The sequence below is a fragment of the Paraburkholderia sp. A1RI-2L genome (genome assembly GCF_048957375.1).
In the GTDB taxonomy this organism is placed as follows: domain Bacteria; phylum Pseudomonadota; class Gammaproteobacteria; order Burkholderiales; family Burkholderiaceae; genus Paraburkholderia.
Map to the genome: position 1 here is coordinate 478,535 of NZ_JARBTA010000005.1, position 23,112 is coordinate 501,646.

Consider the following 23,112-nt stretch of genomic DNA (forward strand, 5'->3'; position numbering starts at 1 on the left):
CCGAGCGCCTAACATGGATGATGCGTCCCTCATGCATCGCGCGGCAGCGTTTCCCCTGGATCTCCGTGAACGCTTTCCGCGACCCAAAAAACAAGCGCTGCATGGGACAGAAGAGCGACACTAAGACACAGCGCGAGGCGGGCTTTTGTCACCATCTGCGTAACGGCGATAAAGGACGAAAAAGCACGCGAAAGCGCGGTTTTTCGATTGCGCGAGCGAACCCTGCAGCCCGCATGCAACCCGCATGCCACTCGCGCGCAACGCAACGGCGGGCAGGCCGTCGCGCACGGCCCCGGCGATCGGGGCCGCGCATGCCGGATGCCGCGCATCATGGGCCTTGCCCTGGAGGTGATGATGTACAAACAAATTCTGGTGGCCGTCGATGGCAGCCGCAGCGGACGCCGCGCCCTCGACGAGGCCGTGAAAATCGCCCAGGCGACGGGCGCCGCGGTTCAGGCGCTTTGCGTGGTGCAGCATCCGGCGCGCCTCGTCGATGTCGGCACGGGATTTGCGGAGGAGCCCACGCGCCAAAGGGCCGAGGCCGATCTCGCCACGGCCGCGCTCGAGGAGGCGAAAACCGTGTTCGCACAGGTTGGCGTGTCGGGCACGGCGCGCGCCGCCGACGCGATGGGCGAGGACATTGCGGCGGTAATCTACCGCATCGCCGCGGAAGAGGATGCGGACCTCGTCGTGATGGGCACGCGCGGTTTGTCGGGCGTGAAGCGGCTGCTGCTCGGCAGCGTCGCAGAATCGTTCCTGCGCATGGCCGATCGCCCGGTCATGCTGGTGCGCGATGAGGAACCGAAGGCGGCCTGACACCGGTCTGACGCCGGCTTTCGCGGGCGGTGCGCGGGCGCGGCGGCGCCCGCCGCCGCGCTGCATCCGCATCTAAAAATTGATGCGCGCCCCGGGTTCAATGTGTCCGCCTGAGGTGCAAATATCTCGAAATACGATTTCGATCAAATCTTGCACGCGTGTAGGTCACGCGGAGCCGGGCATCCCTTTTATCATTTGCAACTGTCGGCGCGACAATCCGGCTGGGTCGCCCGGCTGGTTGGAGGCACGCCCTATGTGCCGCCATTCAACCTCCGCATGCAATCAGGAATCCGATTTGATTTTTTACCGGATGCATAACACGCTTTAACCACCATGCAACGCGCAGCGAATTTTCCCCTCCGGCGCGTGGATTGTATGGGTAACAAGAAGAAACACAACTGTAGCGAAACTGTACGTTTTGCTCGCTATGCTGGTTTCCACGGTGAGTCCTGAACAGGAGAGATTCGATGCTCAGTCATCACGAACTGGCGGCGCTGCTATTGATTCGCGACGCCAATGCGCCGCTTCAAACATTCGGTTCCGATTTTCTGGCGCTCGAGCGCTACCATCTCGTGGAGATGGACGAAGTCGGCGACGGCTGCGCCGCCCGCCTCACGACCCGCGGCAAGGAGTTGTTGCGGCGGCTGACGCAAGGCAGCGGGCATGATTTCGATCTCGACGCACGCTAACCGGCGCGCGGTCTTCCAGAATCCCGATCGATTCCAATCGACTCCGATTGCGCGCGCCCTTATTTGCGCCGCTTCTTCATCAAATAGTCACGCAACACGGTCGCGTTGTTGTTTTCGGTGTTGTGCGAACTAAACAGCAGCACCACCGGCTGAGCCTTGCTCGCCTCCGCAAGCGGCGCCCACGCAGCATGGTTTGCATCGAGTTCGGCGACGTAGCGGCGCGTGAATTCGTCCCACTGTTCCGGGTCTTTGTGGAACCACTCGCGCAGTTCCGTGCTCGGCGCGACGTCCTTCGCCCAGGTCACGCCCGCGAGTTTTTCCTTGCTCACGCCGCGCGGCCATAGCCGGTCGACCAGAAAGCACGCCTGTCTGTCTTCGGGCAGCGGTTCGTAGACACGCTGGGTAGTGATCGCCGGTAGGGTCATGTTGCGCTTCTCCTTGTGAGGCATCTTGGCATTCGTCTGCTGGGACGGCACCGACAGCGCATCGGTGACGCGCTCGCGCAGCGCGGGCAGCACGTCGCGCGCGAACCACGGATGCCGCTGGAGCCACGGCGTATTGCGCGGCGAGGGGTGGGGCAGCGGCACGAAGCCTGGGGCATAGTCGCGCCAGGCTTCCACGGTTTCGGTGAGCGAGCCCTTGCGGCGGCTGCCGAGAAAATAACGCTGCGCATACTGGCCGACCAGCAGCGTGAGGCGCACGTCGGGCATCAGCGCGAGCAGGCGTGTGTGCCAGAGGGGCGCGCATTCGGGACGCGGCGGGTTATCGCCGCCGCCCCCGCGCCCCGGATAGCAAAAGCCCATCGGCACGATGGCGATGCGCGCGGCGTCGTAGAACGTTTCGGCGTCGATGCCCATCCATTCGCGCAGACGCTCGCCGCTCGCGTCGTCCCATGGGATACCCGAGGCATGGACCTTCGCGCCGGGCGCCTGGCCCACGATCAGGAGCCGTGCGCTCGCGCTCGCTTGCAGCACCGGACGCGGACCGAGCGGCAGCGTGTCGGCGCAGATGTGGCAAGCGCGGATTTCGGTCAGCAGGCGCGGGAGCGAGCGGGTATTCGGCACGGTGGGACGGCGCTTCGACGAATTAATGTGCGGGAATTCCAGTCTATCAAAGCGCCGCTGCCTATCGTCCTTATCTCGGTGCTGACCTCGGTGCTCCCCTCGTGGCCTGAGCGTGCCGGCCCGGCCGGTCGGCACGGCGGGCATGACGGACGATGGCGGCGCACGGCGCGAGCGCCGCTGCGCGAAGGCGCGTAGACTCGCACGGAGCAGCAGTGTCAGGGACGCGCTGGCCGCACGTTTCGAGCCGCGCCGGCGCGACGACAACCGTGAACGACACCGCGAGCGCCCCGCCAGGTTGCACGAATCACATGAATCGCACGAGTCGTGCGTCGCTTCGGGCAGGCGCGCTTCGCAAGGAGGCTTCATGAGATTGCTGGCCGTCCACCCGAGCGGGCTGATGTACACGCGCGTGTTTCTTCGGCTCGAGCCGCTGGGTCTCGAATCGGTCGCCGGCACGGCGCGCGATGCGGGACACGAGGTGCGCCTCGTCGACCTGCAGGTGGAAACCCATCGCGACCTGATGCGCATGGTGCGCGACTGGCGGCCCGAGGCGCTCTGTTTCTCGGGCAACTATCTGGCGAACATTCCCGAGATCGTCGATCTCTCCAGGGCTGTGAAGGCCGCGCTGCCCGCATGCTTCGTGTTCGTGGGCGGCCACAGCGTCTCGTTCACGGCGCACGATCTGCTGCGTCACGGTGAGGGCGCCATCGACTGCATTCTGCGCGGCGAGGGCGAGGCGTCGATCAATGCGCTGCTCGAAGCCGTTGCGCAAGGCGGCGATCTGCTCGCAGTGCCGGGCGTGGTGACGCGCGAAGGATCGGGCCCTCCGCCGCGCTTCGTCGAGCAGCTCGATCCCGTGCGGCCCGCGCGCGATCTGTTGCGGCACCGGCGCAAATATTTCATCGGCACGCTCGATCCGTGCGCCTCGATCGAGTTCGCGCGCGGCTGCCCGTGGGACTGCACGTTCTGCAGCGCGTGGACCTTCTACGGGCGCAGCTACCGCACCCGCAGTCCCGAGGTCGTGGTGGAGGAACTGGCGGCGCTGCGCGAACCAGGCGTCTTTATCGTCGACGATGTGGCCTTCGTGCACGCCGAGCACGGCATGGCAATTGCCGATGCGATCCGCCGGCGCGGCATCCAGAAGCGCTACTACCTGGAGACGCGCGGCGACGTGCTCCTGCGCAACAAGGCGGTGTTCCGCGCGTGGCAGGCGATCGGCCTGAAATACATGTTCCTCGGGCTCGAAGCCATCGACGACGAGGGCCTCAAGGCGTTTCGCAAGCGCATCAGTCTGGACGGCAATTTCGAGGCGCTCGAGTTCGCGCGTTCGCTCGGCATCACGGTCGCGATCAACCTGATTGCCGACCCGGACTGGGACCACGCCCGCTTCGAGACGATACGCCAGTGGTGCATGGAGATTCCGGAGATCGTGAACATCAGCGTGAACACGCCGTATCCGGGCACGGAGAACTGGCAACACGAGAGGCGGCGCCTGACGAGCCTCGACTACCGGCTCTACGACATCCAGCATGCGGTGGTGCCAACGAAGCTGCCGCTGCCCGAGTTCTATGCGGAACTGGTGCGCACGCAACAGGTTTTGAATCGCAAGCACATGGGCTGGACCGCGTTTCGCGGCGCGGCGGGGCAGGCGATGCATCTGCTGCTGCGCGGCCAGACCAATTTCGTGCGCATGCTGTGGAAGTTCAACTCGGTGTTCGATCCGCGTCTGCAACTCGCCGATCATGCGCGCGAGGTGCGCTACGAGATGACGCCGCCGCCCGCCGCGATGGGCGAGCGCGGGGTCGACATGAAGACGGTCTACATTCACGGGCCGACCGGGCGGCGCGGCCGCAAGATCGACGACGCCACCGAGAAGTTCGTCGACGAGACCCGCATGGATTTGGGCTGAATCACGCCGCCTTGCTGGCCGGCACCCAGCCGTATTGCGCGGCCGCCTGCGCGAGCTGCTTTGCGATCGAGTTCGCGAGCTTTCCCGCGTCGGCGGCAATCGTGTCGCGCTTCGATGCGCAGGCGCCGTGCAGTCCCGCGCCCGCCGCCGATGCCGCAAGGTGGCCGGCCGCCGCACCCGCGCCCGCAGTTTCCGCCATGCCGGGCATATAGCCGCTGTTCGCGCTCGTCTCGAAGGTGGCGATCGATTGCGGCGCGCCATGCGCCGGCAGGTACGACACGGCGATGGTGGCGTCCACTTCGCTCTTGCCCGCGCCGAGTCCGATCAGCGCGCGGCGCCGGCGGCTGCCTGCATCGACGGTATCGATGCGGCCTTCGACCACGATGGCGTCGCGGCCCGCCGGCACGGGGCCGTCCACGCGCACCGCGGGCAGCCCCATCTTCTGCAACTGCGCGACGATGTCTTCGGCCAGCTTTTCGCGCGCCGCGAGCGCCACTTGCTGCTGTTGCTGCGCCGACGACTCGCCGGTCGACATCGTCTTGAGCCGCTGCGCCATGCCGCTGTCGAGCTTCACGAGTTCGGGCGAGATCTCGAACGCGCAGACGTAGATGACCTCGGCGTGCACTTGCGGCAGCGGAGCGGCGGCCTGCAACGGGCTCGCTGCCGAGGCGCAGCCTGACGCGAGCAGCGAGCCCGCGAACAGCGCAGCGCCGGCGAACCGGCGGGTCTTGTTGAGGAGGGAGCGGAAGAACGTATTCATGTCGGGTCGCCTGGATGCTGGATTCGATATCGACGGTTAATCAGGATATCGAAATATCGTGATGGGTTCGTGAGGGCTGCCTGAGCGGCTTGCCTGCATTCGCCTGATTATTCAGGTTGCAGCGCGTGTCACTCGGCACAGGCGCAAGTATGCGGGGGAGTCAGTCGGTGCGCTACACGCAAATTATGTCGCTCGATGTCATCGGCGCGCGTCGGCGTCGTGAATCGGCAGCTTCACCACGGCTTCGAGTCCACCGCCCGCACGGTCGGTGAAGGTGAGCGAGCCGCCGTGCTGCCGCGCGATGCGTTCGACGATGGCGAGCCCGAGGCCGGTGCCGCCCGCGTGGGTGCGCGCGTTGGTGCCCCGGCTGAAGGGCGCTTTGAGCCGCTCCAGTTCTTCGGCGCGGATGCCGCCGCCACGGTCGCAGATGGCCACGCAAGCGTGGCCGTCCGCCTGCCACGTGCGCACGCACAGGCCCGTGCGCCCGTAGACGACGGCGTTTTGCATCAGGTTCATCAAGAGACGCATGATGGCCACGGGCCGGAACGCGAAGCAGGGCAGCGCGCCTTCCTCGAAGTCGAATTCGTGACCGAGCCCCGCGAAGTCGGCCACGAGCTGGCCCGCGAGCGCGTTGAGGTCGCCTGGCTGCGGGGCTTCGCGCTCGCCGCTGCCCGCGTAGTCCATGAACTGCTGGAGGATCGTGTCGATGTGATCGAGATAACCCTCGGCCGCGTCGACGAGCTTGTCGTTGGTGCCGCGCGGCAGCGCCATCGCAAGGGCGAGGCGCAGTTTCGTGAGTGGTGTGCGGATGTCGTGGGACACGCCCGCGAGCATCAGCGCACGCGTCGCTTCGGCCTGTTGCAGCGCGGCGGTCATCTGATTGAAGGCCTGGCTGACCTCGGCGATCTCGGTCGGGCCGTCGGTGGGCAGAGGCGCGGGCGCTTCACCGGCGCTGACATGGCGCGCCGCGTGCGCCAGATCGCCGAGGGGGCGGTTCAGATGCAACTGGATCAGCCAGCCCGTGAACGCCGCGAGCAGCGCGAGACCGATCGACAGCACGATGGCCGCGGCGATGCCGCTGGCGCGCGCATCGGCGCTCATCGGCAAGGCCACCCAAATGGGCTCGCCCGCCGCGTGCATGCGTATCCAGAGGCGCTCTTCGTCTGATGATTCCCAGCGCACGGGCATGTCGGCGGGCAGGTGGTGCTGAAGCGCCGTGATGAAGACGTCGCGCTGCCACGTCTGGAAAACATGGAGCGGACTCGCGCCCGGTGGATCGAGGTTCGCCACGTGTGCGGCGGGGGCCGTGCGGTGTTCGTTCAGGCGCGCGGCGCTCGCGCGGCTTTCGGCGGGCGGCAACGCGGCGAGCGTGCCGTCGAGCAGCTTGACGTAGTCCGCGAAGATGATCGAGGCGCGCTCGATGCGCGGGCGTTGCACGAAATGCAGCAGCGCGCCGAACGAGCACAGCTGGGTGAGCGCGACGAGCGCCACCAGCAGCGCGATGTTGCGCGAGAGGAGCGAGCGTGGCAGCCAGCGCATGAACGTCGCGGGGCTCAGGACTCGACGCCGGCCACCAGCATGTAGCCGAGGCCCCAGACGGTCTTGATGAAGCGCGGCTTGGCGGGATCTTCCTCGACGATCTGGCGCAGCCGCAGGATCTGCACGTCGACGCTGCGGTCGAGTGCGGCATGGTCGCGTCCGCGTGCGCGCGCGAGCAGGTTCTCGCGGCTCACGGCGCGGTTCGGCGAGGAGCCGAGCGCATGCAGCAGAAGCATCTGCGCCGAATGTATTTCAATGGGCACGCCATCGCGCAGGAGCGTTTGCTGGCCGACGTCGAAGACGAAGCTGCCGAAGCGCAGCCGCTGCGTCGTGACGGTGGGGTCGCCCGCGGCCATCTTCTGGCGGCGCAGCAACGCTTTCACGCGCGCGACGAGTTCGTCGGGCAGAAAGGGCTTGGCGAGGTAGTCGTCGGCGCCGGTTTCGAGGCCGATCACCTTGTCGGCGGCGTCGCCCTTGGCCGTGAGCATCAGGATCGGCAGTGTGTGGCCTTCCGCGCGCAGGCGGCGGCAGACGCTCAGGCCGTCCTCGGGCTCCATCATCAGATCGAGCACCAGCAGGTCGTAGGGCTCGCGCTGCAGCATGCGGTCGAGCCGCTTGCCGTCGGCGACGGCGCGCACTTCGAAGCCATGCCCGCTCAGGAAGCGCTGCAGCATGTTGCGCAACTCGGCTTCGTCGTCGAGCACGAGGATCCGGTTTGCCTGCTCCATGGACCGCCTCCTGCGGTGGTTGCGGTGCGCCGATGTTTCGAAGCATCCGGCGTGTGGCCGGAGCGCAATGATCAGGGGTGCTACCGGACCGCGCCGGCTTCTACGATATTAGGCCAGTTGGCGCGGCTCGAACGTCGCCTCGCGAACGTTCAGGGGTGGTCCGCGCGCTTGTGCGCGGCGGGCCACGCCGCGCACGTCGGCGCGAACGGGCGTTGCGCGTTAGCGCGAGGCGCGGTTGCTGATCAGGCCATCCCTCAGGTCGTTAATCAGGTCGTCAATCAGGCCCAGTGCGCGGGCACCCATACGCCGCCAGCCCAGTGAGCCGGCACCCAGATCGCGGCGCGCCGCGCGGGCGCAACGTAGACGGCGCGCGGCAGCGGGCGGGCGGCATACACGACCTTTGGCGCAGGCGGCGCGACGTAGACGGCCTTCGGAGCGGGCGGCGCGACGTAGACGACTTTGGGCGCGGGCGGCGCGACATACACGGACTTGGGCGGCGGGGGCGCAACATACACGGTCTTGGGCGCCTGAGCGACGACGACAGTGTTCTGCGCGGGCGGCGGGGGCACGTAGACCGCGCTGGTCGTGGGCGCCGGCGCGACGACCACCGGAGCCGGCGCTACTGCAACCGCGCCCCCGCCCTGGACGACCGTAGCGCCACCCGTCACGACCGTGCCTTCCCGAACGACGGTAGACCCGCCCGACGTCGTCACTACACCCGGCGCGACGCGGGTGGCGCTGCCCGAATGCGTAACCGTGCCACCCGCCGTGCCGGTGTCCGTGCCCGAGCGATAGCAGGTCGAGCCCGCACAATTCGTCGAAGCGCTGTGGCTAATGCTATTGCCGTTCGCGGCCGTGATCGTGCCATTCGACGAATACTGGCCCGGCGCGGTGCGCGTCACGCTGCCCGAAGTCGATGCGCTGCGGCCGTCCTCGCCCGACATCGTGCCAGTGTGCGAGCAGGTGCCGCCGGCGCAGCTCGTGTCGCCGGCATGCTCGACCGAACGCCCGTTCGGGCCGACTGCCGTGCCGCTGTTGGAGAACTGCCCCGGCGCGGTGCGCGTGACGGTGCCGGTATTGGTGGCGAGGCCGCCCGATGGGCTGACCACGCCGCCGGCATGCGAGCAACTGCCGCCGCCGCACGAGGCATAGTGCGCGCCGTTATAGGCGCCGTGCGGCGTGTAGGCGGTGCCGTGGCCCGCCCAGCCGGCGAAAGCCGGTGCGCTGGCGAGGGCGAGGAGGGAGGCGGCGAGGAGAGAGCGGGTCAGCGATTTCATTTGGGATCCTTGCGGTTCGGTTCGGTGCACGCATCGGCGTGTCAGCGGAACGAACTATAGGGCGGTCCCTGCCGCGAGTCTCGTGCAAAACCATGTCGCGGTGTTACACCGTGCGCGCGCGACATGCGGCGACATAATTTGTGAGTGGTTCTCGGCGTCCGGCGCTTTTAAAGTGCGCTTCATCCGACGCGACACGCAGGGCAGCAGCGAGCGACGCGTCCTTTCCGACATCGCGCCATGCGCTTTCATTCGCACACTGCTTACCATGCTCTCCACAGGAAAAATTTCGTCATACGTAACGCTCTTTATCGTCGCGGCCTCGCTGATCGAGGCCGGGGTGCTTGCGTTTCACAAACGCTGTAACGGCCAGGTCCCATTCGACTGGTCCGAAGTCTGGCTCTCGCTCGCCGATCTCGTCGGACGAAAACTGTTCGCGCTTCTGCCAGTTTCGCTCGCCGCGCCGGTGTTTCATTTCGCGTGGGCGCACCGGCTTTTCACGCTCACGATCGATAACGTCCTGCTCGTGCTGCTCATCTTCGTCGGCCAGGAATTCTGCTATTACTGCTATCACCGCGCCTCGCACCGCATGCGCTTTTTTTGGGCGTCGCACGCGGTCCACCATTCGCCCAATCAACTGACGCTGTCGTCCGCGTATCGCCTCGGATGGACCAGCAAGCTCGCCGGTCCAGTCGTGTTCTTCGCGCCGCTCGTCTGGCTCGGCGTGCGCCCCGAGATTGCGGTCGCGATGCTCTCGTTCAACCTGCTTTATCAGTTCTGGCTGCACAACACCTGGATGCCGAAGCTCGGCTGGCTCGAATACGTATTCAATACGGCTTCGGCGCATCGCGTGCATCATGCGTCCAATGTCGATTACCTCGATGCGAACTATGGCGGCGTGCTGATCGTGTTCGACCGCCTGTTCGGCACCTATGTGCCAGAGCGCGCCGACGAGCCATGCCGCTACGGGCTCGTCACCCCCACGCGCTCGCGCAATCCGTTCGTGGTCGAGTTCGAGCACTGGACGAGCCTCGCGCGTGACATCGCCGCCGCGCCCGACTGGTGGACCGCCGTGCGCCACGTGATCCTGCCGCCGGGTTGGCGTGCGGATGGCACGGGCGAAACCACGGAGGCGCTGCGCAGGCGCAGCCTGGCGGCGGTGCAGCCCGAGTCGCGCGTCTGATACGCTGCTGCGGGAATGTCCAACCCAGGGTTCGGCATGAGCCGAGCCCACGACTCGCAGGAACTCAAGATGGAAGACTCAGTGAAGGGCAAGGCGGTGGCAGTCACCGGCGGATTCGGCAGCCTTGGCATGGCGAGCGCGCAATATCTCGCGGCGCGCGGCGCGCGCGTGGCGCTGATCGGTCGGGGCGCGGCGCCCGGCGACGACGCCTGGCCCGCGGCGCTGGCCCAGGCGGTGCGCATCGGCGGCATCGACCTCGTCGACGCGGCGGCGGCGAAGCAGGCGCTGGAGACGGCAAGCCGGGCGCTAGGCGGTCTCGATGCGCTCGTCAACATCGCGGGTGCGTTCCGCTGGGAAACGATCGCCGATGGCGACGCGCGCACGTGGGACCTGATGTTCGATCTGAACGTTAAGACGGCGCTCAATGCGTCGAAGGCGGCCCTGCCGCATCTGCTCGCGCGGGGTGCTGGACGCATCGTGAACATCGGTGCGGGCGCGGGGCGCAAGGCCGGGCTCGGCACGGGCGCCTACGCGGCATCGAAGGCGGGTGTGGCGCGGCTTACCGAGGCGCTGGCCGAGGAACTCAAGGACCAGCGCGTGACCGTCAATGCGATTTTGCCGAGCATCATCGACACGCCGCAAAACCGCGCCGACATGCCCGACGCCGATTTCACGCGCTGGGTGCAGCCCGATGAAATCGCGGCGGTGATTGCGTTTCTGCTTTCCTCGGGCGCCAGCGCGGTGACGGGCGCGGAGATTGCCGTGAATGGGCGGGTGTGACGGGGTTCGCACTGGCTGACGCGGGGCTAGTGCCGGCCGCCGTGTCCACCGCCGCCGCCTTGCCAGGTGCCGCCACCGCCGTGCCAGCCTCCGCCACCGCCGTGCCAGCCTCCGCCGCCTCCGTGCCAGCCTCCACCGTGCCAACCGCCGCCATGCCAGCCGTGGTACGGGTAGCAGCATCCGCCCCCGCCCCAGTAGGCGAAGCCAAAGCTAGGCCCGTAGTAGTAAGCGGGGTAGCCGCCATAGGGGTAACCGTAAGCGTAGGGATAAGAGTAGCCATAGCCATATGTGGAATCGTAATAGCCGGGATACCCGGGGTAAGGCGCGACGCATCCTGCAAGCGTCGCAGCCGTCGCCAATGCGAAAATGAACCGGAACACAGTGGTCTCCTGACGATCGGGGCCGGAGCAAAACTGCACGCCCTGATTTCATGCAAGGCCTCGATACTGCTTTGACACCCGATTGCGGACGGGGATCAAGAGCAATTGTGTCCTCAGATTACCGCAGCACGCCTGACATCGCTCAAATGAGATTTGGCGCGCCCGTGGCGAGTGGGGCATGGCGGTCGCGCGGCCCTCGTGCGACGACCAATCGTCAGGAAGACGAAAGAGTGTTCGTGCGGCCGAAAGCGAGCCGATCGAGCACCCATACGGCCACGATCGTCGCGCCCATCAGCGGAAAGATCACGCCGAGCATGGCGAGGCCGGCCCTCCAGGCACGCATGGGCGGCGCGGCGCGCTCGCGCGAAGGCGCGCCGAGTCCACCGGCCGTGCGTGACGAGTTGACCGGGCGGGCAGGGCGACGCAGCCACCACATGACGAAGCCAGTGACGGCAAGCGCGGCGAGCCCGAGCGAGATCGCCGCGCAAATCAACTGGTTCGCAAGGCCGAAGTAGCGGCCCATATGCAGCGACGTGCCATACGCAACAGCCTGCGAGACCACGCCGTAATCGCCGTAGCCGATGTCCTTGAGCACCTTGCCGCTGTACTGGTCGATATAAACCGTGCGCTCCTCTTGCGGGTCCGCGGGAAAGTACGAAACGACGTAGACACCCGTTGCCGTGGCGGGCAGCGCGACGTCGTAACCGCTTTGCACGCCGAGCTTACGCATTTGCGCGATCACCTCGTCGAGCGTCCAACGCGAGACGGGCTGCGTGCGCGCGCCGGGCGACTGCGGCACCGGGACCGCGCCCACGGCCCATGGCACGTTGGGCAGCGGCAGGTCGTCCACCACCATGCCAGGCATCGACGCCATGTCGTGGCCCGCGTGATCGGCGTGATCGGCGTGGCTGCCGGGCGCTGCATGCGCCGTGCTTCGCGCCGCATTTTGCCCACCCTGCAGCGTCGATTGCAGCGGCAGGCCCCCACCCCATGCGCCGCGCGGCGCGCCGAGACTTGCACGGGTTGCGAGCGCCTTGAACTGTTTGCCCCACGAGCCCGTCCACGGCAGGCCGCTCACGACGAACAAGAGCGCGCCCACCGCAAGCCAGATGCCGATGGTGCTGTGCACGCTCTTCCAGAACGGCCGGCCCGTTGCGCCGAAGCGCGGCCACAGCGCCGCGCGTATCGTTGCCAAACCGGTGCCCGCACCCGACGCGGTGTTCGACGTTTCCCCTGCGGCCCCCAGCGCGCGCGACTGCCGTGGCCACCAAAGCGCGACGCCGGTGACGATCATCACGAGCGTCCAGCAAGCGGCCAACTCCATCAGCAGTTCGCCGGTTTTGCCGAGCAGCAGCTTGCGGTGCAGCATGCGGTCCATCTGCATGAAGCGGCTTTCCAGGTCGAGCGTGCCGAGCACTTCGCCGCTGTACGGGTTCACATAGACGCTCTCCTTGACGCCGCCGGCGCGCGCGAAAACAAACTCCGCGCTGCGTGCGGGATTCGCTTCGACATGCGCGCGCAACAGGCGCGCGCCCGGCGGCATCGCGTCTCGCGCACGCGCGAGCAAGGCATCGGCGGGCAGGCGCGGCGTCGCGGCGGGCGCGACCACGAGCCGGTGCGGATACAGCAGCGGCTCGATCTGCGGCTGGAAGCAATAGATCGTGCCGGTGATAGCGAGCACGATCAGAAACGGCATGACGAACAGGCCGGCATAGAAATGCCAGCGCCATAGCGTGCGATACCCTGGATGAACGGCGCCGGCAGTACGGGCGACGCGCGTGGCGGAGGCAGGCAGCGTGGCGGACATCGGATGCTCCTTGTGGTCCGGTGGTGCGTCGCCATGGGCGCAGCGTTGGACCAGCAGTGATGGTGATTGAAGCCGCGAGTGCGGCAATGGCGATTGCATGCGTTCGCTCACAGCCCGAGCTTCGCCCCGACGTAATACGTGCGGCCCGGATACGGGTGATAGACGAAGTAGCGCGCGTCGAACAGGTTGTCGATGCCCACGCCAATCTCGCTCTTCTTCGTGGGCCGGAACGTGTATTTGATGTCGGCGACCGTGTACGTGCTCGTACCGCCGAACACGTTCGGGTTGGTGTCGGCGTTGGTGAGCGTGTTGTACTGGCGGCCAGAATAGCGGGCTGCGAGCGTGAACGCGCTCTTCGCATCGAAGCGGTAAGTCGCGACGAGATTCGCGCGCCAAAGCGGAATCCGGTAGAAGTACTTGCCCACGCTCGCCGGGTTCTGCGCGTTTTCGAGAATCTTCGACTGCGTGTACGCCACGTTTGCAGCAAGGTCGAGGCCTTGCCAGATCACGTCCTGCCCCTGATAGCTCGTCTCCACGCCGCGCGAGCGTATCTTGCCGATGTTCTGGAAGCTCGTCACGTTCGGAATCACCGTGGTGTCGGTCTGGCTGAAGATCGTGTTCTTTACGTCATCCTGAAAGATCGTGAAACGCCATAGGCCATTCCAGTGCGCCCATTCGGCGGTGAGTTCCTTCGAGAGATCGTCCTCGGGGCACAGGTTCGGATTGTTATTGACAATGGACGAGCCGTTGACTTGCCCCTGGAACAGTTCGCTCACGGTAGGGAAGCGATACGCGCGTGCAATGGAGGCGCGCAGCGTGAGGTCGTCGGTGACGTCGAACGACAGCGAGGCCTTCGGCGAGACGTGATGATCGCCTGCGTCCGGATAGGGTGCGCTCGATGCGCCGAGCGATTGATAGCCGTCATAGGCGCGCCAATCTTCGTAGCGCGCGCCAACGACGAGCTTCCAGCGCGGCAGGAAGCGCCACGCGTCTTGCGCGTAGAACGCTTGCGTGCCGGTCTTGCCCGCGAACGCGTTGGCGAAGCTGCTCGCGCCGCCATCGCGCCAGGTGAGCGTGTTCCAGGTCTGGTTGTCGGTGAAATAGTTGTCGTAGTGGTAGCCGAAGCTGAGCCACTGTGCCGCGAGGCCCGCATCGGGCCGCCTGGGCGTCCATGTTGCCTTGAGGTCGAGCGTCTTCCAGCCGGTCCCGTCGCCGAGCGTCATCGTGCCAGGGCCTTCGCCGGCGCCGCCGGCATTGGCGTTGCGCGCGACGCTGTTGCTCACATCGTAGTACGAAGCAATGGCCTCGGCGTTCCAGCCGCTCGCCTGATGCGTGCGCAGCGAGACGCCATAGAGCCAGTTTTCGCTCGCGCCGCGGCTGGGCGCGAGCGCTGCCGCCGGGATGTTGTACTCGTAGCCGTCTATCGATACCTTGCCGCTGTACACCGGGTTGCCGTTGGCGTCGTAGAGGAAGGTCGAGGTCTGGCTGTCGTAGGTGCGGTGCCAGTAGCCGAGCGTCACGCCGCCCCGCACGGTGGGCGTGAAGTCGTATTGCATGCGCAGCTTGAGCTGGTCCTGGACCGTGTGCTCGATGCCTTCTCCGTTCACGCCCAGCACTGCCGTGGGCGCGTTGGTCTGGTTGTTGTAGAAGTCCGCGCCGTGCACGGGAATGGCGCCGGGCTTCGCGGGTGTTTTCGACTGCGCGAGCGTGGCGAACTGCAGCGGCTGGCTCGTGTTCTCGAGGTGATTGACGCCGAGCAGGTACGAGAACTTGCCGATCGTGTCGCCCACCGAGGCGCTCATCTCACTGCCGTTGAAATTCTGGTTCACGCCGTAGAGGCTGAAGTGCTGCGTGAACGCCTTGACATCGGCGGTGGCTTCGAACTGCTTCGGCATGCGCGTCGTGATCAGCACCGTGGCGCCGAGCGAGTTGCCTGCGTAGAGCGCCGAATAGGGTCCGTAGATCACGTCCACCTGCTGGATCTGGTCGGGAAACACCATCGACCAGCGCGGCGGGAAAGCGTAGCCGTTGCCGAGCAGGTTCGACACCAGCAAGCCATCGGCATAGACGAGGCCGCGCGCGCTTTGCGTATTGCTCGTACCACGCACGGCGATGATCGAATTGAGGTCGCCGATGAAGCGCTTGCGCACCGCGAGGTTCGGCATGTACTTGAGCACGTCCTCGGTGTTGACGACGCTCCAGTGGCCGAACTGCTGCGGCGTGACAGTCTCCAGTGTGGCCGGCAGGTTTGGATCGACGGCGGGCGTAGCGGCGGCGCTCGTGCTGCTGCTCGTGGCGCTCACGGTGACGGTGGGCAGCGTGGCTTCGTCCGTGGCCGCGAACGATCCAGCAGGCGCGAGCGATGCAAGCAACGATAGCGGCACGAGACCGAACGGCGGCGTGAAATGGGGCTTGAAATACGACTTGAACCAGGGTTTGACGGGCGTGCGAGGGCACGCATGCAGGTGCGTGCGAATGCGCGCGCCGCGCCGAGCGGGCGTGAACATAACGAAGTTTCCCAAATGCGATGAACGTGCGGCCACGTGAGCGCTACGCCTTTCGCCGCGAGCGGGATGGCGCGTGCTGCGCGTATCGAAGCGCGCGTTTGAACGCACACACGGCGACGTGCGCTGCCGTTGCGAGCGGCAACGCAGGCGCGGGCGCCTTTGTCATGGATCCGCGCAGGCAGCCGCGAAGCGTGAGTGTGAGTGCGGGAAAAACGCGAACCGGTGGCCGGTGACGGCTGGGCTCAGGAAACGAACGGGGGATCGCGCGGCCTGCCTGAAGGGAAGGCGCCGAACGGCGTGTGGCGGGTGGAGAGCCGCGCGACGCGATCGAGCGTCGCCACGAGTGCGCGCGACGGCTCGGGCACAGGAACACCTGGCATCGCGACATGATGTTCGAGCAGATCGCAGTATCCGCACGCGCCGAATGCATCGGCATGCGAAAGATGCGGCTCGCCGGAAGCCGGCTGGATCGCCGAGCAGAGCGCGGCGTCAGGCACGTGCGCGTAGTGCGCGGCAACCAGCTGACTCACGAGCGGCGCGAGCACGATGAGCCACATGGCGACGAGGCCAAGCCATGTGGTCAATAGTTTGTGCTTGCGTGGATTCATGACGGAGCGAACGAAATGCGCGGCGCAGTCTACCACGACGCGCGCGCATTGCGGGCCCCCGACGGCACGCTGAAGATGGTCATAAGCCGTGGCGTATCGAGTGCGGAAATCGGGCCGATGCGGCGTTTTCGAAGGCGTTCTATGGCTCGCATCGGGGCAGTGAGCGACCATGGTCGCTGTCTGTAACGCTTATGGCGCCGCCTTTTGCGCGGCGAACGATCATGCCCGTCTTTTCAATGCGCCAGGCGCCCAGCCTGAGATGGATGGCCCGCACCGCCGAACCTTGCGGCGTGCGCGCGCCTCGTCCTGATGACGCCGCGGCGCTGAACGCTGCACCACGCCCGCGCGAGATCGGCGTGCGGGTGCCCCGTTGCGGCATCGACTTGCCCGACGGGTATGCGCTGCGTCTCGAAGCGCGCACGCATGCAACGCCGCACAGCCCCATCGGCTGCCCGTTGGAGGCAAGCGTGCTGCGCCAGTGGTGCGTGCGCAATCTGCAAGGCGATTGCCCCGAGCAGGCGCAGCCCACACCCCCCGCGTTTCTTCAGAAGCACGTTTGAACCCGCAGCGCGGCGGGTTTGGTCCATGTCAGGCCAATCACGCGGATTCACGCTGAATCTCGCATCGCGGCGTGCTCGCGCAGCGCCTCCAGTTCGGCCACCACCTCCTCCGAAAAAGCGCTGACCTCGTCGGTCCACTGGCCGGCTTCGCGCAGCGTCGCGCGCAATTCCAGACAGGCTTCGTTGAGCATCGACGGTCCCAGCACGGCGAGACCGCCCGAGACGCGATGCGCCCAGTCGCGCAGGCGCTGGAAATCGTGCGTGGCCGCAATCCGCGCATAGTCGGCGATATCGTGATCGGCCTGCTCGACGAAGAGCGGCGCGAGCGAAGACGACAAGACAGGAAAGCGCGGCAAGTCCGCTTCATCGTCGATCGCATCACTCAGGTCGCTCATATCGCTTATGGTGTTCTGGTGGCTTTTTTCGGGCTGAACCGGTGCGGGAGGAACGATGGCATCTTGCGCCGTGTCCGGCAGATGCTCGGCGACGTCGGCGAGCACGCGCGCGAGCGCCGCGAGCGGCACCGGCTTGCTCAGATAATCGGTGAAGCCGGACAGGCGGCCTTGTGCGATCTGTTCGGGCAGCGCATTGCCGCTCACCGCGTAGACGGGCAGCGCCGCGCGCTTCGCGCGCGCGGCCTGCAGCAACTCATAGCCATTCATCTTCGGCATGTTGAGATCGGTGAGCACCACGTCGACATGCACGTCATCGAGCCGCGCGAGCGCTTCTTCGCCGTCCTTCGCTTCGGTCACGTTCGCCCCCAGCGTGCGCAGCTGATCGCGCAGGAGACTGCGGTTGAGCAGATTGTCTTCCGCGATCAGCACGTTCAGCCGCCGGAATTCGCTGTTTTGCAGCGCTTGTGAAGCGGCGGCGCCCGCAGTCCCCGCAGTCCCCACAGCGGGCGCCGCCTGGGTCCCTCCATGCCCCGCCGCATCGGACCGGGCGCGCAGCATTTGCGTGGCGGTGCGAATGCCCGCAAGACTGTACAGGCTCACTTCCACGCCGCCGTCTTCGCGGGCAAGCGGCACGAGCGGCCCGTCCTGGCTCAGCCAAATAACGTTGGCCATGCTGCCCCACAGGCGTTGCACATCGTCGGCCGAATACTCGCCTGTCACCAGCAGATAGTCCCATGCGCCTTCGCGCGACGGCGGCTCGCTCGCGCTCAGCCAGGTGGGCGCGCTGACCTTGGGGTCGAAGAGATTCGTGAGCCATTCGTGGTTCTCGGGCGCACGGCACAGCATGGCCGGATGCACTTCGGGCAAGGTCCATTCCTTGCCGGCGGGGGTCGCGTCGCTCACACGCAGCGGCAGCGTGACGATGACGCGCGTGCCCACGCCTAGCGTGCTTTCCACTTCGCAGCGCCCGCGCATGAGTTTCGCGAGGCGTCCGCAGATCGACAAGCCGAGGCCGGTGCCGCGCGCCTCGGTGAGCCGGTGCTCGTCGCCTTGCGTGAACGGCTGGAACAGGCGCGCCTTGAGGGACTCGGGCATGCCCACGCCCGAGTCGGCCACGCTGATTTCGAGCGCGTCGCCGCGCCAGTTCGCGCGCAGCACGACCTTGCCCGAATGCGTGAACTTGAACGCATTGCTCAAGAGGTTATTGACGATCTGCGCGAGCCGCACGGAGTCAAAATAGAGCCGCGCGGGAATCGCGCGGTCCACCACGAGATAGAACGGCAGCTGCGAGCGCGCGGCAAGTGGCGCATGGGTGAGCGCGATGCGCACGAGCAGCGCGGCGATTGATTCGGGTTCCTCAGAAAGCGTCATCGCACCGACGTCGATCTTCGAGAAGTCGAGCACGTCGCTCACGATCTGCAGCAGCTCCGAGGAGGAGACCTGCATGGCCTGCACGCGCGCTTCCTGCTCGGGCGCGAGCGGCCCGCGCGCCACCAGCTCGATGTTGCCGACGAGCGAGGCAAGCGGCGTGCGGATTTCGTGGCTCATTGCCGCGAAGAAGCTCACTTTGCCGCGCGCGGCTTCGTCGCTCGTGCGCTTCGCTTCGCGCAGCAGGCGCTCGGCCTCGTGGTGCTTCGACATGTCGGCGAAGGCGCAGAACATGACGTCCTCGCGGTTCATGGAAGCAGGCGCGTACGTGATCTCCAGATGCACGCTGTCGCCGTCTTCGCGCACGAGCGAGAACGGCAGGACGTAGATGGGCGTGTCGCCGGCCGTCGATGGCGCATGGGGCATATGTTTCTCGAACTCGACACACAGCGCGGCGGGCAGCCGCGTGGCGTGCTCGTCGAGGCCGAGCACGTTGCGCACGATCTGGTTCGCGATCACGATTTCGAAGTCGCGCTGCCGCACGATGCACAGGCCCACTGGCGTGGCATGCACGAGCAGGTGATTGAGCAGTTCGCCTTCGAGCGCGCGCGTGGCTTCGCCATAGGTGCGCTCGAGCACGTGCCGGTTCCAGTAGCGCGAGAGTGCCACGAGCAGCGCGAGCAGCGCCGCCGTCATCAGCAGGATGACGACGAGCGGCATGCGGATCCGCGCGAGCTCGGCGCCCCAGGACAGCGCGAGCGTGTAATGGCCGAACCCGTATTCGAGCGGCTGCTCGCGCAGCGCCCAGCCGAAACGCGGCAGCAGGTGAAAGCGCTCGACGGGCAAGGTCGCGACCACCCGGTCGACGTATTGCGCGGCGGGCGCGGACAGCGTGCTGGCCAGCAACGTGCCGTCGCCGTCGAACAGGGTCGGCTCGATAGTCGATCCGTCCGGCGCTTGCGCTTTCGGCAGCTCGTCGAGATCGATGCTCGTTATCACCAGCGCATAAGGTTCGTTGTCCTTGAGAACGGTGCCCGCCGCCAGCACGAGCCGAGGCGCGAAGCCGAGCCCGGCAGGCGGCCGGAACCAGGTTACTTCGCGCCAGGTCCGCGGATCCTTCGGGTCGGTGCCGCGTGTGCTCATGCGCAGCAGCGCCGCGTCCACCAGCACGCGCGCGTCATCCTCGCCGTTGCGCAATGCCTCGGCCCCGTTCTGCGCACTGTGCGGCTGCGGAGCGAGCTGGTGACTCCAGGCGGCGCTGCCGTCGAGAAGCACGATCAGCATCGGCGCATTCTCGTCGATGCGCGAAGCCATTTGCGCGGCACGCTCGCAGAATGTACGCAGGGCCGGCGCCGACTCGCCCGCGCCAAAGACCGGCGTGCAGCGCGGTGGCGCTTCGGTTACGGGCTGCGGCGTGAACATCCCGGCCTCCTGGAGCGTGAACAGCAAGCGCAAGCTCGACAGGAGGGAATAGCGCTGCGCCACCAGCTCGTTCGTTTGCGCCGTGACGGCGCGCAGTTGAGCGGCCTGGCTCGAGAGCGACGCCGCGCCAATGCTGAGCGCCGTGACGATTGCCGCAACGAGCCCGGCGAATGCGAGCATCGCGATCAGCATGGCGAAGACGCGCCGCTCGCGCTTCAGGTTGCGCTCGAGCGCCCTGAGCGCATCGAGGGGCGAAACCACCGAGCCGATGCGCCGTTCCATTATGCGAATCCGTTTTCGCTCGCGTAGCGGATCAGATCGGCATTCGATTCGAGGTGAAGTTTGCGCATGGCCGCGCGCTTCTGAGTGGCGACGGTCGTGACCGAGCGGCTCAGGCGCCTGGAGATTTCGGTGACGCTCAGGCCGAGCGCAAACAGGCGCACGACTTCGAGTTCGCGCGGCGAAAGCGGGTTGGTGCGGCGGAATTCGTCGGCGGTCGAGCCTTCCGTGGCGAGTCGCTCGGCTATGCGCGCGGAGAGCGTCGTGCCGGGCTCGACGAGCGCGCGCTGGCAGACTTGTGCGAGCGTGGGGATCGGTTCGTCCTTGCCAACGAGGCCGGCCACGCCCAACTCGGCGAGTTCGTGCAGGATGCCGCCGTTGGTGAGCATCGTGAACACGACGAGGGGAATGTCCGGATAGAGCCGGCGCAAGCGGCTGATGAGACGCAGCCCGTCTTCGTCCTCGATCTCGCCCTGCATCGAGAAGTCCGTGACGATGAGATCGCAAGGGGTGCTGCGCAATGTATCGAGAAGCTCGGCGCCTGACCCGGCGGTCGCCACGACCTTGTGTCCGGGTATCTGGTCCAGGTAGTCGGTGACGGCGGTGAGCACGACCGGGTGGTCGTCGGCCACCACGATCCGCAGTTCTTGTGTCGCGTTCGTCATGAGCGTGAGCGTATTGCCTGGATTCGCAGTGTGGAGAAAGTGCATGGCAGCAGCGCTATGGATCCCGCGGCGATGCATCATGCTTATCTCATTGTATGTCAGTGGTTTATCCGAATTATTGTAGGGTGTCTCTGGGTTTTGCGTCGGAATATGTCCTCTCAGGGCGTTTGAATGTTGCGGGGCTGTGCCCGGCGCGTGCATGGCTCGCGACAGGATCAGTGCCGGGCTTGCAGGCGCCCGTTGCCGATGCCATGCGCATCGTCGCTGTTGGCGACCTGGCAGCGCGAGTGGAAGCAGGCGACCGAGAAACGCGCGTCACCGCCCGACGACGTGGAGCAGGCCTGACTGCATGAGCGCGTGGGCATTTGCGCGAACTGCAGTGGCACGTGGCGCAAGCGCGGCTGCCTGGGGGGCGGGGATTCTATGTGGCGAGCCACAAAGGCGCGCCGAGGCTTCGCGTTGGCGAGGCAAAACACGATGGCGCCTGCTGCCATCGCCCAACCGAGCGCGCCGCACGCCGCCATCAGCCAGAAGGTGGAGGCGGGCTCGTGCCAGAGCAGAAACAGCAAGGCGAAGAAGGCCACATAGAAAAACGGCAGGAGATAGATCCCGATGTCGCTCGCCCATTCGCAAGCGCGCGAGATCCACGACGCGGCGGAACGGTTCCAATGAAGGTTGGGAGCGGCGGACATGGTGGTATCTGATTCGAGATGGCTGGGTGCCGGGTGTGGCGTTGATCGCGTCATGTCTCGACTGTATCGACTCAGGCTGACAGAGAAAATCGGACGATTTCGAGAAACGGACTGACAGCGCCGAAGGCCGCCGAGTGATGTCACACGGCCGAAGGACAATGATGTTGCGTTGCGACATTACAGGCCTGCGGGCAGCGGCGCCGTGATCTTTCGAAGGGAGGATGCGAACTCGATGCGCGGCGCATTGTCCTATACCGCCAGGAGAGGCAGGCGGCCTCGCACGCTGTCTCGTGGCGCGTCGCGCAGCATTTGCGCACGCGCTTTTTCGTAGAACCGTTCAGACAGGAATACTTCATGCGCCGACGTCAATTTCTTCTCGGCTCCAGTGCCGCGCTTGCCGCAAGCGGTTTCGCTCTCGCCGGCTGCACGACAACCCCGCTGGGTTCGGGAGACAGCGCCAGCCAGAACGCAGCGCGCCGCAGCTCCATCGATGCGGGCGTGGACGCCACGCTCGCGCGCCTCTACGGCGCCGTGGCCGGGTCGCGCGAGCTGCTTGCGAAGGCGAGCGGCGTGCTCGTGTTCCCAAGCGTGATCTCGGCGGGGTTCTGGTTCGGCGCGCAATACGGCACCGGCGCGCTGCGCGTGAACGGGCGCACCGACGGTTACTACAGCACGCTGGGAGGCTCGTTCGGCCTGCAGATCGGTGCGCAATCCAAGGCCATCGTCTTCGCGTTCATGAACCAGGGCGCGCTCAACGATTTCGTTAACAGCCAGGGCTGGTCGGCAGGCGCCGACGCCACGGTTGCGCTCGTCACCGTGGGGGCGAACGGCAATGTCGACACCTCGACGGCAACCAGTCCAGTCGAGGCGTTCGTGCTGACCAACGCCGGCTTGATGGCCGGTGTCTCGCTCGAAGGCGTGAAGGTCTCGCGGCTGGTGATCTGATCGCCGCTTGAGCGCCGCCTGGCTCATGCAGCCGGCAAAATAGTGCCGGCTGCATGAAAATGCACCTCAGGCGGTCGTACCCTTTCTTGTGCAGCGGCGTGCCGCCGGGTGCCGCTTTGCCGGGTTATCCATGATTTTGGAAATATTTATATCTAAATTACAATGACCTGGCACGCGGCACGAATGTGCGCGGCGGCAGAGGCGATCAACGAAGGGGGCGGTCATGGCGGAGCGGTCGTTTGTCGAGGAAGTGAAGAAACTGCGTCTCGGCGCAGGTGAGGTGTTCAGCGGCGAAGGCATTCTTGCCGTGACGAAGGCGCTGCTCGAATCGGGCGTGGCCTATGTGGCCGGCTACCAGGGCGCGCCGATTTCGCACCTGATGGACGTGCTCGCGGACGCGCAGGACATCCTCGGCGATCATGGTATCCGCTTCGAGAACAGCGCGAGCGAGGCCACCGCCGCCGCGTCGCTGGCCGCTTCCGTCAACTATCCGCTGCGCGGCGCGGTGACCTTCAAGGCCACGGTGGGCACCAACGTCGCGTCCGACGCGCTGGCGAATCTCGCCTCGGGCGGCGTGACGGGCGGGGCGCTCATCATCGTCGGCGAAGACTACGGCGAAGGTTCCTCTATCATGCAGGAGCGCAGCCACGCATTCGCGATGAAGTCGCAAATCTGGCTGCTCGATCCGCGCCCCAATCTACCCTCGATCGTGCAGGCGGTGAAGGACGGCTTCGACCTTTCG

19 protein-coding genes and 2 pseudogenes are annotated in these 23,112 nt (G+C 66.3%); 8 read left to right on the forward strand and 13 right to left on the reverse strand.

The window, feature by feature from the left end:
* Positions 1-207 precede the first annotated feature (207 nt).
* Together PWP93_RS34825 and PWP93_RS34830 are read left to right on the forward strand one after the other, a co-directional pair.
* Entirely contained in the window at positions 208-816 is a 609-nt protein-coding gene (locus PWP93_RS34825) for a universal stress protein (RefSeq protein WP_421042685.1), read from the forward strand.
* Positions 817-1,283: 467 nt separating this feature from the next.
* Positions 1,284-1,505 carry a hypothetical protein gene (locus PWP93_RS34830; protein WP_421025496.1) on the forward strand — a complete coding sequence of 74 codons (222 nt, stop codon included), beginning with the start codon at positions 1,284-1,286 and terminating at the stop codon, positions 1,503-1,505.
* 59 nt (positions 1,506-1,564) lie between these two features.
* Here PWP93_RS34830 and PWP93_RS34835 read toward each other — a convergent pair whose 3' ends face one another.
* Together PWP93_RS34835 and PWP93_RS34840 are read right to left on the reverse strand one after the other, a co-directional pair.
* Positions 1,565-1,954 (reverse strand): DUF488 domain-containing protein, encoded by a 390-nt coding sequence (locus tag PWP93_RS34835; protein ID WP_421048087.1) that lies wholly within the window; start codon positions 1,952-1,954, stop codon positions 1,565-1,567.
* Positions 1,955-2,569 (reverse strand): annotated as a pseudogene (locus PWP93_RS34840) (uracil-DNA glycosylase family protein); the annotation flags it as partial.
* 364 nt (positions 2,570-2,933) lie between these two features.
* Here PWP93_RS34840 and hpnR point away from each other — a divergent pair.
* Positions 2,934-4,478: a hopanoid C-3 methylase HpnR gene (gene hpnR, locus PWP93_RS34845; protein WP_421048059.1), complete on the forward strand. Its 1,545-nt coding sequence runs from the start codon at positions 2,934-2,936 to the stop codon at positions 4,476-4,478.
* A gap of 1 nt (position 4,479) precedes the next feature.
* Here the strand turns inward: hpnR and PWP93_RS34850 are convergent, their stop codons facing one another.
* The 4 genes from PWP93_RS34850 to PWP93_RS34865 form a co-directional block, all read right to left on the reverse strand.
* Positions 4,480-5,238: a DUF4410 domain-containing protein gene (locus tag PWP93_RS34850; protein WP_421048060.1), complete on the reverse strand. Its 759-nt coding sequence runs from the start codon at positions 5,236-5,238 to the stop codon at positions 4,480-4,482.
* 198 nt (positions 5,239-5,436) lie between these two features.
* Positions 5,437-6,777 carry an ATP-binding protein gene (locus PWP93_RS34855; protein WP_421048061.1) on the reverse strand — a complete coding sequence of 447 codons (1,341 nt, stop codon included), beginning with the start codon at positions 6,775-6,777 and terminating at the stop codon, positions 5,437-5,439.
* A 14-nt stretch (positions 6,778-6,791) separates the two neighbouring features.
* Positions 6,792-7,505, reverse strand: coding sequence for a response regulator (locus tag PWP93_RS34860; protein WP_213302789.1), 714 nt, complete (start codon positions 7,503-7,505; stop codon positions 6,792-6,794).
* Between the two features lie 278 nt (positions 7,506-7,783).
* Positions 7,784-8,782, reverse strand: a complete 999-nt coding sequence (locus PWP93_RS34865; RefSeq protein WP_421048062.1) for a hypothetical protein — start codon at positions 8,780-8,782, stop codon at positions 7,784-7,786.
* A 265-nt stretch (positions 8,783-9,047) separates the two neighbouring features.
* Here PWP93_RS34865 and PWP93_RS34870 point away from each other — a divergent pair, with 265 nt between their 5' ends.
* A complete protein-coding gene (locus tag PWP93_RS34870) occupies positions 9,048-9,962 on the forward strand; it encodes a sterol desaturase family protein (protein WP_421048088.1) in 915 nt (304 codons plus the stop codon).
* Between the two features lie 69 nt (positions 9,963-10,031).
* Entirely contained in the window at positions 10,032-10,742 is a 711-nt protein-coding gene (locus PWP93_RS34875) for an SDR family NAD(P)-dependent oxidoreductase (protein WP_421048089.1), read from the forward strand.
* Positions 10,743-10,768: 26 nt separating this feature from the next.
* Here PWP93_RS34875 and PWP93_RS34880 read toward each other — a convergent pair whose 3' ends face one another.
* From PWP93_RS34880 to PWP93_RS34895, 4 genes are all read right to left on the reverse strand, one after another.
* Positions 10,769-11,122: a hypothetical protein gene (locus PWP93_RS34880; RefSeq protein ID WP_421048063.1), complete on the reverse strand. Its 354-nt coding sequence runs from the start codon at positions 11,120-11,122 to the stop codon at positions 10,769-10,771.
* Between the two features lie 214 nt (positions 11,123-11,336).
* Positions 11,337-12,929, reverse strand: coding sequence for a PepSY-associated TM helix domain-containing protein (locus tag PWP93_RS34885; RefSeq protein WP_421048064.1), 1,593 nt, complete (start codon positions 12,927-12,929; stop codon positions 11,337-11,339).
* A 107-nt stretch (positions 12,930-13,036) separates the two neighbouring features.
* Entirely contained in the window at positions 13,037-15,436 is a 2,400-nt protein-coding gene (locus PWP93_RS34890; RefSeq protein WP_421048065.1) for a TonB-dependent receptor, read from the reverse strand.
* A gap of 242 nt (positions 15,437-15,678) precedes the next feature.
* Positions 15,679-16,020, reverse strand: coding sequence for a DUF2946 domain-containing protein (locus PWP93_RS34895; protein ID WP_421048066.1), 342 nt, complete (start codon positions 16,018-16,020; stop codon positions 15,679-15,681).
* 245 nt (positions 16,021-16,265) lie between these two features.
* Here PWP93_RS34895 and PWP93_RS34900 point away from each other — a divergent pair, with 245 nt between their 5' ends.
* Positions 16,266-16,604: a hypothetical protein gene (locus PWP93_RS34900; RefSeq protein ID WP_421048067.1), complete on the forward strand. Its 339-nt coding sequence runs from the start codon at positions 16,266-16,268 to the stop codon at positions 16,602-16,604.
* 47 nt (positions 16,605-16,651) lie between these two features.
* On the opposite strand, the gene PWP93_RS34905 is transcribed toward PWP93_RS34900, so the two are convergent.
* The 3 genes from PWP93_RS34905 to PWP93_RS34915 all read right to left on the reverse strand — a co-directional run bounded on the left by PWP93_RS34905 (position 16,652) and on the right by PWP93_RS34915 (position 21,425).
* On the reverse strand, positions 16,652-20,071 hold the full coding sequence (locus PWP93_RS34905) for an ATP-binding protein (RefSeq protein WP_421048068.1): 3,420 nt from the start codon (positions 20,069-20,071) through the stop codon (positions 16,652-16,654).
* Positions 20,071-20,733, reverse strand: a complete 663-nt coding sequence (locus PWP93_RS34910; protein ID WP_421027006.1) for a response regulator — start codon at positions 20,731-20,733, stop codon at positions 20,071-20,073. Before PWP93_RS34910 ends, PWP93_RS34905 begins: the two co-directional genes overlap by 1 nt.
* A gap of 215 nt (positions 20,734-20,948) precedes the next feature.
* Positions 20,949-21,425 (reverse strand): hypothetical protein, encoded by a 477-nt coding sequence (locus tag PWP93_RS34915; protein WP_421048069.1) that lies wholly within the window; start codon positions 21,423-21,425, stop codon positions 20,949-20,951.
* Between the two features lie 354 nt (positions 21,426-21,779).
* Between PWP93_RS34915 and PWP93_RS34920 the strand changes: the two genes are divergently transcribed.
* Complete coding sequence (locus PWP93_RS34920; protein WP_421048070.1) at positions 21,780-22,370, forward strand: YSC84-related protein; 591 nt, start codon at positions 21,780-21,782, stop codon at positions 22,368-22,370.
* Between the two features lie 223 nt (positions 22,371-22,593).
* Positions 22,594-23,112: pseudogene (locus PWP93_RS34925) on the forward strand (indolepyruvate ferredoxin oxidoreductase); the annotation flags it as partial.

Bases quoted from the DNA above. Each gene is read 5' to 3' on its own strand.
- PWP93_RS34910 (WP_421027006.1), bottom strand. From the start codon at position 20,733: ATGACGAACGCGACACAAGAACTGCGGATCGTGGTGGCCGACGACCAC.
- PWP93_RS34860 (WP_213302789.1), bottom strand. From the start codon at position 7,505: ATGGAGCAGGCAAACCGGATCCTCGTGCTCGACGACGAAGCCGAGTTG.
- PWP93_RS34855 (WP_421048061.1), bottom strand. From the start codon at position 6,777: ATGCGCTGGCTGCCACGCTCGCTCCTCTCGCGCAACATCGCGCTGCTG.
- PWP93_RS34875 (WP_421048089.1), top strand. From the start codon at position 10,032: ATGGAAGACTCAGTGAAGGGCAAGGCGGTGGCAGTCACCGGCGGATTC.
- PWP93_RS34900 (WP_421048067.1), top strand. From the start codon at position 16,266: ATGCCCGTCTTTTCAATGCGCCAGGCGCCCAGCCTGAGATGGATGGCC.
- PWP93_RS34865 (WP_421048062.1), bottom strand. From the start codon at position 8,782: ATGAAATCGCTGACCCGCTCTCTCCTCGCCGCCTCCCTCCTCGCCCTC.
- PWP93_RS34920 (WP_421048070.1), top strand. From the start codon at position 21,780: ATGCGCCGACGTCAATTTCTTCTCGGCTCCAGTGCCGCGCTTGCCGCA.
- hpnR (WP_421048059.1), top strand. From the start codon at position 2,934: ATGAGATTGCTGGCCGTCCACCCGAGCGGGCTGATGTACACGCGCGTG.
- PWP93_RS34905 (WP_421048068.1), bottom strand. From the start codon at position 20,071: ATGGAACGGCGCATCGGCTCGGTGGTTTCGCCCCTCGATGCGCTCAGG.
- PWP93_RS34870 (WP_421048088.1), top strand. From the start codon at position 9,048: ATGCTCTCCACAGGAAAAATTTCGTCATACGTAACGCTCTTTATCGTC.
- PWP93_RS34885 (WP_421048064.1), bottom strand. From the start codon at position 12,929: ATGTCCGCCACGCTGCCTGCCTCCGCCACGCGCGTCGCCCGTACTGCC.
- PWP93_RS34890 (WP_421048065.1), bottom strand. From the start codon at position 15,436: ATGTTCACGCCCGCTCGGCGCGGCGCGCGCATTCGCACGCACCTGCAT.
- PWP93_RS34915 (WP_421048069.1), bottom strand. From the start codon at position 21,425: ATGTCCGCCGCTCCCAACCTTCATTGGAACCGTTCCGCCGCGTCGTGG.
- PWP93_RS34830 (WP_421025496.1), top strand. From the start codon at position 1,284: ATGCTCAGTCATCACGAACTGGCGGCGCTGCTATTGATTCGCGACGCC.
- PWP93_RS34850 (WP_421048060.1), bottom strand. From the start codon at position 5,238: ATGAATACGTTCTTCCGCTCCCTCCTCAACAAGACCCGCCGGTTCGCC.
- PWP93_RS34835 (WP_421048087.1), bottom strand. From the start codon at position 1,954: ATGCCTCACAAGGAGAAGCGCAACATGACCCTACCGGCGATCACTACC.